Source organism: Streptomyces sp. NPDC059003 (genome assembly GCF_042740445.1).
Classification (GTDB): Bacteria; Actinomycetota; Actinomycetes; order Streptomycetales; family Streptomycetaceae; genus Streptomyces.
Map to the genome: position 1 here is coordinate 1 of NZ_JBHYJH010000113.1, position 14,512 is coordinate 14,512.

A 14,512-nucleotide genomic window follows, 5' to 3' on the forward strand; every position below is an offset into this window, starting at 1 on the left:
CCTCGTTGTCACTCATACGAGTGTGGGGCGCATCCGTGTCCACGGATGCGCCCCTCATCAGCGCCTTGTCACGCCGGACGGCCGTCGGCGGGCCTCAGCGGCCCGCGAGCGGCACGACCCGGCGGGGTGGGCTCACGCCCCGCGCAGCACCGCCCCCGTCACCTCGGCCGCACGGGCCACGGCGGCGTCGCGCGCCGCGGAGGCCTCGTCGACGGTCAGCGTGCGGTCGGCGGCCCGGAAGCGCAGCGCGTACGCCAGGGACTTCTTGCCCGCGCCGATCTGCTCGCCGGTGAAGACGTCGAACAGGCGGATGTCCTCCAGGAGTTCACCCGCGCCGTCGCGCAGGAAGGCCTCGACGACGGCGGCGGGCACGTCCTGGTCGACGACGAGCGCGACGTCCTGCGTGGCCACCGGGAAGGCGGAGATGCGCGGCGCCCGGAGCGCCCCCTCGCCGGCCTCCTGGAGGAGGTCGAGATTCAGCTCCATCGCACAGCTGCGGGCGGGCAGGCCGAGCGCCTTGATGACGCGCGGGTGCAGCTCACCGGCGTGACCGATGGAGACGATGTTCCCGCGCTCGCCCTCGGGGCCCTCGGCGCTGTCCAGGTAGACGCTCAGCTCGGCGCAGCGGCCCGGGTGCCACGGCCCGTACTGGCCCTGCTGGACGATCAGTTCGGCCCCGGCCTCGCGGGCCAGGGTGCGGGCCGCCTCGACGGCGTCCGCCCAGTCGGCCGGGCGGCCCTTGCCCCACCAGCCCGCGCGCTCGCGGGCGCCCGCGAGGACGACGGCGGCGTGCCGCGGCTGCTCGGGCAGGGCGCTGTTGAGCTCGGCGATCTCCTCGTCCGTGGGACGCCGGTCGACGGGCAGGCGACCGGGAGTGGCCGCCTCGGCCGACGGGTGGAAGACCAGACCCGTCTCGAACAGAGCCAGGTCGTGGCTGCCCCGGCCGTCGTTGCGGCGCAGCGCGGCGAGCAGGCCCGGCAGCAGCGTCGTACGGAGAGCGGGCTCCTCGTCCGACAGCGGGTTGACGAGCTTGACGACCCGGCGGTTCGCGTCGTCCTTGTCGAGGCCCAGCTGGTCGAAGACCTGCTCACCGAGGAACGGGTAGTTCGGCGCCTCCACGTAACCGGCGCCCGCGAGCGCGCGCCCGGCGCGGCGGTGCAGCCGCTGCCGCTCGGTCAGGCCGCGCCCGGCCGGGGGCTTCGGCAGCGTCGAGGGCAGGTTCTCGTAGCCCTCAAGGCGAATGACCTCCTCGGCGAGGTCGTTGACCTCGGCGAGGTCGGGCCGCCAGGACGGCACGGTCACGGTCAGGTCGTCCTGCCCGTACACGTCGCAGCCGACCTCCTGGAGGCGGCGTACGACGGTCTCGCGGCCGTAGGCGACACCGGCGACCTTGTCCGGGTGGTCGGCGGGCATGGTGATCGTCCGCGGCGCGGAGGGCGCGATGACCTCCGTGACGCCCGCCTCGGCGGTGCCGCCCGCGAGCAGCACGAGCAGGTCGACGGTGCGCTGCGCGGCGGCGGACGCGGCCTGCGGGTCGACGCCGCGCTCGAAGCGCCGCGCGGCCTCGGAGCCGAGCTTGTGGCGGCGCGCGGTGCGGGCCACGGAGACCGGGTCGAAGTGCGCGGCCTCGATGACGACGTCGGTGGTGCCCTGCTCCTCGTCGTGGTCGGCGATCTCGGTGTTGGCGCCGCCCATGACGCCCGCGAGGCCGATCGGCCCGCGCTCGTCGGTGATCACCAGGTCCTCGGCGTCGAGCACCCGTTGGGCGCCGTCGAGGGTGGTGAACTTCTCGCCCTGCTCGGCCCGGCGCACACCGATGGTGCCCTGGACGCGCGAGCGGTCGTAGGCGTGCAGCGGCTGACCGAGCTCCAGCATCACGTAGTTGGTGATGTCGACGGCCAGCGAGATCGGGCGCATGCCCGCCTTCTGCAGGCGGCGCTGCAGCCAGATCGGCGAGCGGGCGTCGGGGCGCAGGCCGGTGACGGTGCGCGCGGTGAAGCGGTCGCAGCCGGCCGGGTCGCTGATCTGCACCGGGTAGCCGAAGGAGTTCGGCGCCGGCACGTCGAGCAGCGCCGGGTCGCGCAGCGGCAGCCCGTACGCCGTCGCGGTCTCGCGGGCGACGCCGCGCAGCGACAGGCAGTAGCCGCGGTCGGGCGTGACGGCGATGTCCAGGACCTCGTCGACGAGCTCGAGGAGCTCGATGGCGTCGGTGCCGATCTCGTGCTCGGGCGGCAGGACGATGATGCCGCCGCTGCCGTCGTCGCCCATGCCCAGCTCGTCGCCGGAGCAGATCATGCCGCGGGACATCCGGCCGTACGTCTTGCGCTCGGCGATCGCGAAGTCACCGGGGAGCACCGCGCCGGGCAGCGCCACGACGACCTTGTCGCCGACCGCGAAGTTCCGGGCGCCGCAGACGATCTCCTGCGGCTCGCCGGTGCCGTTGGCCTGGCCGACGTCGACCGTGCAGAAGCGGATGGGCTTCTTGAAGCCTTCGAGCTCCTCGATGGTGAGGACCTTGCCGACGGCGATCGGGCCCTTGAGGCCCTCGCCGACCTGCTCGACGGTCTCGACCTCGAGGCCCGCGGCGATCAGCTTGGCCTGCACGTCGCGGCCGGTCTCGGTGGCGGGGAAGTCCACGTACTCCCGCAGCCAGGAAAGCGGGATGCGCATCAGATCTCCGTCCCGAACGGCCGGGTGAAGCGGATGTCACCCTCGACCATGTCTCGCATGTCTTCGACGTTGTGGCGGAACATCAGCATCCGTTCGATGCCGAACCCGAAGGCGAATCCGCTGTACTTCTCGGGGTCGACCCCGCAGGACTTGAGCACCTTGGGGTTGACCATGCCGCAGCCGCCGAGCTCGATCCAGCCCTCGCTGGAGCAGGTGCGGCAGGGGCGGTCGGGGTTGCCCACGGACTCGCCGCGGCACACGTAGCAGACCATGTCCATCTCGGCGGACGGCTCCGTGAACGGGAAGAAGTTCGGCCGCAGGCGGGTCTTCATGCCCTCGCCGCCGAACAGCTCCTGCACCATGTGGTCCAGGGTGCCCTTGAGGTCGGCCATGGTCAGGCCCTCGTCCACGGCGAGCAGCTCGACCTGGTGGAAGACCGGGGTGTGCGTGGCGTCCAGCTCGTCGGTGCGGTACACCCGGCCCGGACAGATCACGTACACCGGCGGCTCGCGGTCGATGAGCGAGCGGATCTGCACCGGCGAGGTGTGCGTGCGCAGGACCACGCCGGACTCGGCGGAGCCGCTCTCGTCGGCGACGAAGAAGGTGTCCTGCTCGCCGCGCGCCGGGTGGTCGGGCCCGATGTTCAGGGCGTCGAAGTTGAACCACTCGGCCTCGGCCTCGGGGCCCTCCGCGACCGCGTAGCCCATCGCGACGAAGATGTCCTCGATGCGCTCCGACAGCGTGGTCAGCGGGTGCCGCGCACCCGCCGCGACGCGGTCGTACGGCAGCGTGACGTCCACGGCCTCCTCGACCAGGACGCGCGCGTCCCGCTCCGCCTCGAGCTCGGTCTGGCGGGCGGCGAGCGCCTTGCTCACGGCGCCGCGGGCCATGCCCACGCGCTTGCCCGCCTCGGCCTTGGCCTGCGGGGGCAGCGCGCCGATCTCGCGGTTGGCCAGCGCGAGCGGCGAGGTGCCGCCGGTGTGCGCGGTCTTCGCCTCCTGGAGCTGGTCGAGGTCGGCGGCGGCCGCGAAGGCGGCGAGCGCCTCGTCCCGCATGCGCTCGATCTCTTCAGGTTTCAGTGCCTCGACCTCGACAGGGTCGTACGACTTGTTCGGTGCCGACATCTCTTCCCGTGCTTCCGGTTGGCTGGCGATGATCCCCGTCAAGGAGTCGGAGACGATACGTCCCACTCAGGGGACTCGTCCCGCTAAGGGGACGCAAAAGGTGCCAACGACCGAGTCTAACGGGGGTGTGGTGAACGAATGCGCCCGCGGGCTGCTCGGACGGCGATCACTGAAGATACGCCGGAGCCCCCACGGGCAACGTAAATCGGAACTGGGCGCCGCCGCTCGCCGCACGGCCGACGGTGATCCGACCGCCGTGCGCCTCCACGATGCCCTTCACGATGTACAACCCCAGTCCCGTCCCGCCGCGCTTGCTGCCCCGCCAGAAGCGGGTGAACACGCGGCCCATCGACTCCTCCGGAATACCGGAGCCCTCGTCGCTGACGGTGACCGCGGTATCGGTCGCCCCCCGTACCCGTAGGGACGGCGAGGACGCCACGTCGATGGTGACAGTTCCCTCACCGTGGCGCACCGCGTTTTCCAGGAGATTGCTCAATACCTGGTCGATCTTGTCCGGATCGGCCCACAGATCGGGCAGCGGCTGCTGGAGGCGTACGAGGAAGCGGTCCGCGTCCTGTCCCGCGGCGACGTGGGCCTGGATGTGGCGGCCGACGGCGGCGCCGATGTCGACGGGCTGACGGCGCAGCTCGAGCCGCCCGGAATCGATCCGGGAGATGTCGAGGAGCTCGGCGATCAGCCGCGTGACCCGGTTCGCGTCCGCGTCGACCGTCTCCAGCATCAGCCGCTTCTGGTCGTCGGTGAAGCGCTCCCACTTGGCGAGCAGCGTCGCGGTGAAGCCCTTCACGGACGTCAGCGGCGAGCGCAGCTCGTGGGCGACGGTGGCGATCAGCTCGGCGTGGCTGCGCTCGGTGCGCCGCCGCGCCTCGGTGTCGCGCAGCGAGACGACGAGCCTGCGCACCGGGCCGATCGGCCGCGACCGTACGTAGCGGGCGGAGACGAGGACTTCCCGGCCCCCGGGGAGCAGCAGATTGCGCTCGGGCTGCGCGACGCGCGTGGCGGGGCCTCCGTAGGGGTCGGTCACCTGCCACCAGCGCCGGCCTTCGAGGTCCTCCAGGGGCAGCGCGTGCTCGATGGCGGTGCCGAGCGCGTCGGCGGGGCGCACGGCCGTGATGCGGGCCGCGGTGGCGTTGAAGCAGATCACGTGCCCTTGCTCGTCGGCGACGACGAGACCGTCGGGCAGGTCGTCCGGGTCGATGCCGAGCTCGCCGAGCCCCGGGCCCGCCGGGCCCGCGTGGCCAGGAGGTGGGCACAGGATGTCCCGCACTCCCGGTGGTCTGCTCGTGCCGACGCTCATTCCCCGTATCCCCGCCTCTCGGAACCGGCGCAGTGGGCCCTCGAGCCCGACACACTACTAGCCGAGGGTGACGGAGCGGCACCCTCCGGAGGCGCGCTGTGCACGGGCAGAGGCATAGAGGCACACGGCAGCCGCCGTCGCGAGGTTCAGGCTCTCGGCGCTGCCGTGGATCGGAACGCGCACCACCGCGTCGGCGAGTGCGCGGGTCTCCTCCGGCAGCCCCCAGGCCTCGTTGCCGAAGATCCAGGCCGTCTCCGTGCCCATGGTGCCCTTGTCGAGCTCGGCGTCCAGGTCGTCCTCGCCCGCGCCGTCGGCGGCGAGCACCCGCACGCCCGCGCCCTTCAGGCCGCGTACGGCCTCCTCGACGGGCACGCCCACGGCCACCGGCAGATGGAAGTGCGAGCCGACCGACGCCCGCACGGCCTTCGGGTTGTACAGGTCGACGGACGCGTCGGTGAGGACCACGGCGTCGGCACCCGCGGCGTCGGCGCAGCGCAGCACGGTCCCGGCGTTCCCCGGGTCGCGGACGTGGGCGAGCACCGCGACGAGCTTGGGGCGCCCGGCGAGGATGTCCGCGAACGGCACGTCGAGGAACCGGCACACGCCGACGAGCCCCTGCGGCGTGACGGTGGTGGAGATGTCGGCGATGACGCCCTCGTCGGCGAGGTGCACCCGGGCCCCGGCCGCGCGTGCGGCGCCCACGATGTCGGCGTACCGCTCGGCGGCCTCGACGGTCGTGAACAGCTCCACGAGCGTGGGCAGCCCGCCCCCGCGGTGCCCGGCCGCCTCCCGCACCGCCTGCGGCCCCTCGGCGAGGAACAGCCGCTCCTTGCCGCGGAAGTTCCGCTTGCCGAGCCGCCGCGCACCACTGACGCGCGGGGAACGAGGGGAGATCAGTTCGGGACCGTGTGCCATCGAGTCGCTTTCGGTTTCACGGAGGTGGGGGGCTGAATCCCGCCGCGACGGCGCTCAGCCGAGACGGCGGTGGCCGGCGGTGCCGAGCCGGCCGCGAGCCGAACGTGATTGGACCCGCAGGCACACGGCCTGCGGGTCCAATCACGGCTCAAGCTCAGTGCAACGTCACGCGGCCTTGGGGGCGTTGACGTCGGACGGCAGGGCCTTCTGCGCGACCTCGACCAGCGCGGCGAACGCGTTGGCGTCGTTGACGGCCAGCTCCGCGAGGATCTTGCGGTCCACCTCGATGTTGGCGGCCTTCAGACCCTGGATGAAGCGGTTGTAGGTGATGCCGTTGGCGCGGGCAGCGGCGTTGATGCGCTGGATCCACAGCTGACGGAAGTCGCCCTTGCGCTTCTTGCGGTCGTTGTAGTTGTAGACGAGGGAGTGGGTGACCTGCTCCTTCGCCTTGCGGTACAGGCGCGAACGCTGACCGCGGTAACCGCTGGCCTGCTCGAGGATCGCCCGGCGCTTCTTGTGGGCGTTCACTGCCCGCTTGACGCGTGCCACTTGTTAACTCCTTGTAGCGGGGCCGTGGTGGTCCTCACACGGCCCGGTTTCGACTGATGTCCCGGTCCTGGCGTCGCGTGGCCCCCGGTGATCCGGGGGCCGCGACGTCACTTGCCGAGAAGCTTCTTGATCTTCTTGGCGTCGCCCGGGGCCATCTCGGCGTTGCCGGTGAGGCGACGCGTCAGACGGGACGACTTGTGCTCGAGCAGGTGGCGCTTGCCGGCGCGCTCGCGGAGCACCTTGCCGGAGCCGGTGACCTTGAAGCGCTTGCTGGCACCGCTGTGCGTCTTGTTCTTCGGCATAGCGCCGTTCTCTCCTCGTCAGTGGCGCTCCGATGCCCGGTCGTGAAACCGGGCATCCGGAAGCGTCATGTGTTCGGTTGGCATCCCTGGACTCGCGTCCGGGGATCAGGCCTCGGCGGAAGCCTCGGCCGGGGCCTCGGCGGGGGCTTCGGAAAGCTCCTCCTCGGCGGCGTTCTGCGACTTGCCGGGGTTGGCCTTCGCGTCCGCCTTACGAGCCGCCTGGGCCTCACGGGCCTCGGCCATCGCCTCGGTCTTCTTCTTGTGCGGACCGAGGACCATGATCATGTTGCGGCCGTCCTGCTTCGGGTTCGACTCGATGAACCCGAGGTCCTGGACGTCCTCGGCGAGGCGCTGCAGCAGCCGGAAGCCGAGCTCCGGACGGGACTGCTCGCGACCACGGAACATGATCGTGATCTTGACCTTGTCGCCCTGCTTGAGGAACCGGACGACGTGACCCTTCTTGGTGTCGTAGTCGTGCGGGTCGATCTTCGGCCGGAGCTTCATCTCCTTGATGACCGTGTGCGCCTGGTTCTTGCGCGCCTCACGGGCCTTCATGGCCGACTCGTACTTGAACTTCCCGTAGTCCATGAGCTTGCACACGGGCGGACGGGCGTTCGCCGCGACCTCGACCAGGTCCAGGTCGTACTCCTGCGCAAGCTCCAGGGCCTTGGCAAGCGGAACAATCCCGACCTGCTCGCCGCTGGGACCGACAAGTCGCACCTCGGGAACGCGAATCCGGTCGTTGATGCGGGGCTCGGCGCTGATGGATCCTCCTCGGTAGCACCACGCGACGGTCTGGCGGACAGCCGCGTAACGTCTGTATTCGTACGACCTAACCGTGCCGGTGCACAAAAAATGCCCCGACCGATCACAGGAAGGGGCTCCGCGCACTACCGGAGCACCTCCGCGGTGACCGCGGGGCGCATCGGGCGGGCCGTTGCACGAGGCTTCGGCCGCCTGACCGGTGACCCGCCGCTCGGGGAGCGGCTAGGTGGGAGATCGGAGCCTCCACTTGTGGGCCGGGTCCCTGTGTCTGAACTGTGTCGGAAACATGGATGTCCGGCCGGTCGTCACCCAAGGTTAGCAGGTCCCGGGGGGTGGGGCTAACCGCTCGTGGGCCGCCTAGGGTGTGGGGCATGAGTGACACGAGCCCCGCCGCCACCCCCGCGCCCGCGAATCCCGACTTCGACGCCATGACCCGCGACATCGCGGACGTCCCCGCCGTCGAGGTGATCACGACGGTCGCGGTGCACCTGATGAGCGCGGCGGCGGTGAACCTGGGCCTCGCCGAGGAGGGCGAGACCCACAAGGACCTCGACGAGGCCCGCAAGCTGATCCAGGCCCTCGCCGGTCTGATGGACGCGAGCGCGACGGAGATCAGCTCCTTCCACGCGGCCCCCCTGCGGGACGGTCTGAAGTCGCTGCAGCTGGCGTTCCGCGAGGCGTCCCTGGTGCCGGACGAGCCCGGTCAGGGGCCCGGCGAGAAGTACACGGGGCCGGTCTTCGGCTGACCCCGTTCACCGGCGTACGTACAGGGGCTCGCCCGGTGGCGTCGCCTCGGCAGGCAGGAGTGCCAGGTCGAGGCCGCGCACCAGGCGGGCCCTCAGTGTGTCGTCGGCCGCGAGGGCCTCGGCGACGCGCCGGACGGCGTCGGCCGGGGTCGCGGCCGGGTCGAGGACCAGGGCGAGGGTGCCGTCCGCGGTGCCGGGGCCGAGGTGGGCGCGCAGGACGGCGGGCTCGGCCGCGACGGCGGCGCGCACGGCCGCGACGACGGCCGGGTCGGTGAGCGCGTCGGTGCTGCGGCGGCCCTCGGCGAGGGCGATCAGGGCGGCGCGGTTCAGCTCGTAGGGGACGGGGCCCGCGAGGTCGAGGACGATCGTGTCGGCCTTCTCGTGCGCGGCGGCCTGGAGGGCCTGGTGCAGCGGTACGGCCACGGGGCGCGCGTTCGGGTCCCACAGGGCCAGGGCCTCGGTGGACGTGAAGGCGGGCAGCGCGGTGCGGTGGCCCGCCTTGAGGGTGGGCACCGCCATGTCGCTGGTCTTCTCGCGGCGCAGCCCGTTCTCGTCCTCCTCCACCTCGCCGAGGACGGCGACCACGGGGACGAGGAGGCGGGCGCCCGCCAGCGCGGACAGGACCGGACCGTTGGCGGTGCGGTCCTGGGACCAGGACTCCAGGGCCGCCCGGAGCGCGGGGTCGGCGGAGCCGTCGTCGTCGGAGTAGCCGGGGTCGGGGATGTTTTTCGTCTGCACGTCGTCGACACTAGTCCGCCGCTTCGCGGCGGGTTTCCCCCCCACCCGCCCGCCCGTTTCCACTCGGACACCGGGGGACGCCCCTCGTGGGGGTTCATCGCCATCGGCGGCCGCGGGCAGTGTCCTATCGGCGGCGGGCCCGCCACAGCCAGGCCCCGGCCGCCAGGAGTGCCACCCCCAGGCCCCCCACCACCGGGCCCAGCCAGCCCGCCGGGGCGTCGTCGGCGGGGGCGGCCGACGGGCCCGGGCCGAAGTACTTCTTGGCGTACTCCTTGCCGTGCGACGCCGTCCGCAGGGACTCCGGCTTGAGCGCCTCGGCGCGGCGCAGCGCGGCCACGGGGTTGATGAGGCCGTAGCCCCGCGAGTCGTCGCGGCCGCCGGCCGGGGCGTCGCGGGCGGTGTCCTGGAGGAGCTTCTTGATCTGGGCCGGGGTGAGGCCGGGGTGGGCCGCGCGGATCAGGGCGACGGCGCCCGACACGAAGGCGGAGGCGGCGCTGGTGCCCCAGCCCTCGTAGTACTTGCGGTCGGGGTCGGCTATCACGATGTCGTCGCCGGGCGCGCTGACGGTGGCGTACCAGCGCCGCGTGGAGAAGGAGGCCCGTTCGCCGTTCTCGTCGACGGCGGTCGCGGCGATCACTCCGGGGTACGCGGCGGGGTACGAGATGTGGTCGCCGCGCTCGCCGCCGTTGCCCGCGGACGCGACGACGACGGCACCTTTCTTCAGGGCGTACTGGACGGCGGCGTCCTCCGTCGGCTCGGGGTGCGCGGACTTGGAGTCGTCGCCGAGGGAGAGGTTGATGACGTCGGCGCCGTGGTCGGCGGCCCAGCGGATCCCTTCGGCGAGGGCGTTGCCGCGGGTGGAGCGGGCCTTCCTGCGGGCCGGGTCGCCGTCTTCGAGGATCACCCGCACCGGCAGGATCTTCGCCTCGGGGGCGATGCCGAGCACGCCGTCGCCGCGGCCCGCGCCGTGTCCGTGGCCCGCGACGATCCCGGCCATGGCGGTGCCGTGCCGGGCCCAGGTCCGGTCGCCGCGCCGGGCTCCGAAGCCGACCATGTCCTTGCCGGGCAGCACGTTGCCCTTGAGGTCGGGGTGGGCGCCGTCCACGCCGGTGTCGAGGACGGCGACGGTGATGCCCTCGCCCTTCGTGGTGCGCCACGCCTGGCCGGTGCCCATCGTGTCGAGGGCCCACTGCTGGGCGCGGATGCCGTCCTCGGCGCCCGCGTCGGCGGCGGGCAGCAGCACGAGCGCCGCCGCGAGGGCGGTGACCGTCGTTCTGCGGAGTCCCATGCGGAGTCTCATCGGGCTGCCTCCGCTCATCGCGATGTCTCCGTGTCGGCGGTGGCGGTCTTGCGCAGGCTCCGCTCGACGCGGTCGGCGATGCCCTTCGCGTCGTGGCCGAGCCCGGCCTGCGCGGGGGCGGTGGTGGCGCCGGGCTCCACGGCGTCGGCGGCGGGCTGCGGCTCCGTGACGGCGCGGCCGTCGGCGAATCCCGAGACGGCGTACGCGACCACGGGGGCGTCGGGCAGCACCGACAGGGTCCAGGTGGCCCGCTGGGCGTCGCCGAACCCGGCGGCGAGGGTGCCCTCGGGGGCGTACGGACGGGGCATCAGGTCGGTGCGCCGGCCGAGTCCTTCGTCGGTGAAGCGGGTGCGCAGGGCCCGCATCGCGGCGGCGTCGGCCTTCGTGAACAGCAGGCCGACGGTGGTGACGTGGCTGCGGGTGGCGTCCGCGTACGTGGCGCGCAGCAGGCGCAGACAGCCGACGGGGGCGAGGGCCTTGCGCAGCAGCGGGTCGAAGGCGCGCTTGCAGCCGCTGTCGGGGGCGACGGCGACGCGGTTCCAGGTGCGGTCGGCGCCGCCGGGGCCCGCGCCCTCGCCCGCGATGGTGGGCGGGAACAGGTCGTCGACGGGCACGCTGTGCCACAGCTGGCCCGCCGCGGCGTACGTGTCGCGGGCGCTGCCGGCCGCGTCCGACTCGCCGGTCAGCCAACTCCCGGTCACCGCACCGCCGATGAGCCCGAGCCCGAGGACGACGCAGGCGACGGCGGCGGCCACGCGCGGCCGCGCCCAGGCGCGGACGGGGCGCAGCCGGGTGGTGGTGTCGTCGTACAGGGCGGGCCGGGCGAGGAAGACGAAGGGGCGGCCCGTGTCGGTGCGCGGGGTGAGGTCCACGGCTCCGACGGGCCTGCGGGCGGCGGGGGTTCGGGGCGGTGCGCTGTCCGTGCCGTCCACGTCGCCCGTGCCGTCCGCGTCGTTCGTGCCGTCCGCGTCGTCGGTGGGTAGGGCGGTCGACGGGCGTGGGGGCGTGGCGGGGCGCGGGGGTGGTACCGCCGGGGCGGCGGGGGGTGGTGGTGCGTCCGGCAGACGGGCCGAGGCGGGCGGGGGCGGCGGCGCGGGCCGTGCGGCCGGTGCGACCGGTGCGGCGTCCGCCGTGGGGGCGTGCGTCATGGCGTCGGCGGCGGCCTCGGCCTCGGTCTCGCTCGCGGTCCCGGCCCCGATCTCAGCCTTGGGCTTGGGCTTGGCCTTGGCCTCAGTCGCGGTCTCAGCCTTGGCCCCGGTCCCGCCCGCGGCCTCATCCGCAGCAGCGTCCGCCGACGCGTCGTCCCGGTCGGCGGCGTCCGTCCTCGTGGGCGCGGGGTCGTCCTGCGGGTCGGCCGCGCGGGTGGGGACCCGGGCCCGGTCGAAGGGGGCCAGGAGGTCGGCCATCACCGTGTCGTCCGGGGCCGGGCGGGGCGCGCCGAGGACCCAGTCGCGGTCGACCGGAGGGCGTACGTCGGGGAAGCGGGCGCTGGCGGGCGGGGGCGGCGGGGTCCGGTCGTCCGCCGGGTCCGAGGCGTCCAAGGCGTCCAAGGCGTCCGGAGCGGCGGGGGCGGCGTCGGCAGGCGGTGCGGGCACCGGTGGCGGCGTGCCGGGCCGTGGGGGGACGGGGGGCCTTCGCGCCTCCGTGCTCATGCACCCCCCGTTCCGTCGCGTCGCGCGCTCCCTGCGTGCGCGTCACTCTACGGGCTGACATGACCCCCACGGGCACTGAGGCCGGGGCCCGGGCCGATCTGCCCGGATCATCCCCCTACCCTCCGGTAGCCGTGTCTGGCAGGCTGCGCCCATGACTGGCCGAGTTGCAGACCGTGCCGCTGACCGGGCCCGCTACGACCGGGCCACCGCCGCTCTGGACGCGCCGCTCGCGATCGTGGACCTGGCGGCGTTCGACGCCAACGCCGACGATCTGGTGCGCAGGGCGGGCGGGAAGCCGGTCCGGGTCGCCAGCAAGTCCGTGCGGTGCCGGGCGCTGTTGGAGCGGGCGCTGGCGCGGGACGGGTTCGCCGGGGTCATGTCGTTCACGCTCGCCGAGTCGCTGTGGCTGGCCCGGTCCGGCTTCGACGACGTGCTGCTCGCGTATCCGTCGGCGGACCGTGCGGCGTTCGCCGAGCTCGCGGGCGACGCGAAGCTGGCGGCCGCCGTGACGGTGATGGTCGACGACCCGGCGCAGCTGCGCCTCATCGACGAGGCGCGCGGGGGCGGGCGCGAAGTGGTGCGGGTGTGCCTGGAGTTGGACACGTCGTTGCGCCTGATGGGGGGCCGGGTGCGGATCGGCGCGCGGCGCTCGCCGCTGCACGACCCCGGCCAAGTGGCGGCGCTCGCGCGGGCGATCAGCCGCAGGCCCGGGTTCCGCCTGGTGGGCGTGATGGCGTACGAGGGTCATGTGGCCGGTGTCGGGGACTCCGTGGCGGGGCATCCGGCCAGGTCGCGGGCGGTGCGGCTGATGCAGTCCGCGGCCCGCAAGGAGCTGGCGGCGCGCCGCGCGGACACGATCCGGGCGGTGCGGGCGGCCGTGCCGGACCTGGAGTTCGTCAACGGCGGCGGTACGGGCAGCGTCCAGCACACGGCGGCGGAGGGCGCGGTGACGGAGGTGGCCGCCGGGTCGGGGCTCTATCTGCCGCGGCTCTTCGACCACTACACGTCGTTCAGCGGACGCCCGGCCGCGCTGTTCGCCGTGCCCGTCGTGCGCAGGCCGGGTCCCGGCGTGGTGACGGTGCTCGGCGGCGGCTATCCGGCGTCCGGGGTCGCGGGCGCCGACCGGTCGCCGGTGCCGTATCTGCCCGAGGGCCTGCGGTACGACCCGCAGGAGGGCGCGGGCGAGGTGCAGACGCCGCTGGTCGGGCCGCCCGCGGACGAGCTGCGGATCGGCGACAAGGTGTGGTTCCGGCACGCCAAGGCCGGTGAGCTGTGCGAGCGGTTCGAGACGCTGCACCTCGTCGAGGGCGACCGGGTGACGGCGGCCGTCCCGACGTACCGGGGCGAGGGGCACACGTTCCTCTGAGCGGCGGTCAGGGCGTCGGCTCCACGCTGCTGCCCACTCCCCCGCCCGTCTCGCTGTCGCCGACCGGCCTGATCCCGTCGATCACCTTGTCGATGTCGGACAGCGGCGGCGCCCCGTCCGCGGCGTCGACGTGGAAGCGGACGATGACCATGGCCTCGGACCCGGTGCTCGAGGGGAACGCGAGGGACTGGACGTATCCGCCGGGGCCCTTCTTGGTGTGGACGCGCCAGCGTACGAAGTAGCCGCCGCGGCCCGCGACGGCGACGGTGCCGGTCTTGACCTGCTGGTGGCGCGTGATGCCGCCGAAGGGCTTGCGGTCGATCGCGTCGTGGTCGTACGCGGCGTCGGCGGCGTCCTCGATGTCGCGCTTGGCGAGCTTCTCGGGCGAGCGCTCGTCGGTGCCGGTCGCGGTGCTCGTGCTGATGGCGCCGTGGCGGCAGAAGCCGGGGTCGCCGGGGCAGTCGTAGGTGTCCGGCGTCTGCAGGGTGAGCTCGTCGCCGACGGTGTTGTCGGCCTTCTCCCAGCCGTCGGGGACGGGCAGGGTGATGCCGTTGAGCTGGTCGACGAGGGTGTCCGGGTCGGGGTCGGCGGCCGAGGTCGTCGGGTCCGGATCGGAGGTCGTCGGGTCGGGCTCGGGCGGCTCGGACGACGTGGGTGCGGGGCCCGCTGTGGGGTCGCCGTCATCGTCCTTGAGCACGAACACACCGGTGACGATGGACGCGATGAGGACGGCGGCGGCCGCGCCCATCGCGATGACCTTCGCGCGCCCGCCGCCCGCCGCCGAGGGCAGCGGCTGCACCACGGTGGGACCGAACCCCGGCTGCCCCGCCGCCGTTTGGGGCAGGACGGAGGCCGTGCGGCGGTGGTCGGTCCACGCGGAACCGTCCCACCAGCGCTCGGTGCCGGGTGTCGACGGATCCGGGTACCAGCCCGGAGAGGGCGTCATGCTCATCCCGGCACTCTAGGGCGTGGGGCGGGGGGCGGGGAAACAAAACACGGCCACCCCCCCGCCGCCGGGGCGGATGCGCCGTAAACACCATGAGTCAGTGGGCGGGCCACCCCGGCGGGCA

13 protein-coding genes are annotated in these 14,512 nt (G+C 73.5%); 2 read left to right on the forward strand and 11 right to left on the reverse strand.

What is annotated here, in order from left to right:
- Positions 1 to 132: 132 nt before the first annotated feature.
- The 7 genes from pheT to infC form a co-directional block, all read right to left on the reverse strand.
- Positions 133 to 2,670, reverse strand: coding sequence for a phenylalanine--tRNA ligase subunit beta (pheT, locus tag ACFWZ5_RS31055; protein WP_384805722.1), 2,538 nt, complete (start codon positions 2,668 to 2,670; stop codon positions 133 to 135).
- Complete coding sequence (pheS, locus tag ACFWZ5_RS31060) at positions 2,670 to 3,794, reverse strand: phenylalanine--tRNA ligase subunit alpha (protein WP_384805724.1); 1,125 nt, start codon at positions 3,792 to 3,794, stop codon at positions 2,670 to 2,672. The genes pheT and pheS overlap by 1 nt, the downstream gene beginning before the upstream one ends.
- Positions 3,795 to 3,960: 166 nt before the next feature.
- Positions 3,961 to 5,109, reverse strand: a complete 1,149-nt coding sequence (locus ACFWZ5_RS31065; protein ID WP_384805726.1) for an ATP-binding protein — start codon at positions 5,107 to 5,109, stop codon at positions 3,961 to 3,963.
- A 57-nt stretch (positions 5,110 to 5,166) separates the two neighbouring features.
- Positions 5,167 to 6,024: a TrmH family RNA methyltransferase gene (locus ACFWZ5_RS31070; protein WP_384805728.1), complete on the reverse strand. Its 858-nt coding sequence runs from the start codon at positions 6,022 to 6,024 to the stop codon at positions 5,167 to 5,169.
- A 165-nt stretch (positions 6,025 to 6,189) separates the two neighbouring features.
- Positions 6,190 to 6,573, reverse strand: a complete 384-nt coding sequence (rplT, locus tag ACFWZ5_RS31075; protein ID WP_016642495.1) for a 50S ribosomal protein L20 — start codon at positions 6,571 to 6,573, stop codon at positions 6,190 to 6,192.
- 107 nt (positions 6,574 to 6,680) lie between these two features.
- Complete coding sequence (gene rpmI, locus ACFWZ5_RS31080) at positions 6,681 to 6,875, reverse strand: 50S ribosomal protein L35 (RefSeq protein ID WP_004944288.1); 195 nt, start codon at positions 6,873 to 6,875, stop codon at positions 6,681 to 6,683.
- Positions 6,876 to 6,980: 105 nt separating this feature from the next.
- Positions 6,981 to 7,640 carry a translation initiation factor IF-3 gene (infC, locus tag ACFWZ5_RS31085; protein WP_384798709.1) on the reverse strand — a complete coding sequence of 220 codons (660 nt, stop codon included), beginning with the start codon at positions 7,638 to 7,640 and terminating at the stop codon, positions 6,981 to 6,983.
- Between the two features lie 371 nt (positions 7,641 to 8,011).
- Between infC and ACFWZ5_RS31090 the strand changes: the two genes are divergently transcribed.
- The gene (locus ACFWZ5_RS31090; RefSeq protein ID WP_384798653.1) at positions 8,012 to 8,386 is read left to right on the forward strand and encodes a DUF1844 domain-containing protein; all 375 of its coding nucleotides are present in this window, start codon (positions 8,012 to 8,014) and stop codon (positions 8,384 to 8,386) included.
- A 6-nt stretch (positions 8,387 to 8,392) separates the two neighbouring features.
- Here ACFWZ5_RS31090 and ACFWZ5_RS31095 read toward each other — a convergent pair whose 3' ends face one another.
- From ACFWZ5_RS31095 to ACFWZ5_RS31105, 3 genes are all read right to left on the reverse strand, one after another.
- The gene (locus ACFWZ5_RS31095; protein ID WP_384798656.1) at positions 8,393 to 9,124 is read right to left on the reverse strand and encodes an SseB family protein; all 732 of its coding nucleotides are present in this window, start codon (positions 9,122 to 9,124) and stop codon (positions 8,393 to 8,395) included.
- Positions 9,125 to 9,248: 124 nt separating this feature from the next.
- Positions 9,249 to 10,412: a type VII secretion-associated serine protease mycosin gene (gene mycP, locus ACFWZ5_RS31100; protein WP_384798659.1), complete on the reverse strand. Its 1,164-nt coding sequence runs from the start codon at positions 10,410 to 10,412 to the stop codon at positions 9,249 to 9,251.
- Positions 10,413 to 10,438: 26 nt separating this feature from the next.
- Positions 10,439 to 12,019 carry a hypothetical protein gene (locus ACFWZ5_RS31105; RefSeq protein WP_384798662.1) on the reverse strand — a complete coding sequence of 527 codons (1,581 nt, stop codon included), beginning with the start codon at positions 12,017 to 12,019 and terminating at the stop codon, positions 10,439 to 10,441.
- 208 nt (positions 12,020 to 12,227) lie between these two features.
- Here ACFWZ5_RS31105 and ACFWZ5_RS31110 point away from each other — a divergent pair, with 208 nt between their 5' ends.
- Positions 12,228 to 13,442 carry an amino acid deaminase/aldolase gene (locus ACFWZ5_RS31110; protein WP_384798665.1) on the forward strand — a complete coding sequence of 405 codons (1,215 nt, stop codon included), beginning with the start codon at positions 12,228 to 12,230 and terminating at the stop codon, positions 13,440 to 13,442.
- Positions 13,443 to 13,449: 7 nt separating this feature from the next.
- Here ACFWZ5_RS31110 and ACFWZ5_RS31115 read toward each other — a convergent pair whose 3' ends face one another.
- Positions 13,450 to 14,394, reverse strand: coding sequence for a DUF2510 domain-containing protein (locus ACFWZ5_RS31115; protein ID WP_384798668.1), 945 nt, complete (start codon positions 14,392 to 14,394; stop codon positions 13,450 to 13,452).
- Positions 14,395 to 14,512 lie beyond the last annotated feature (118 nt).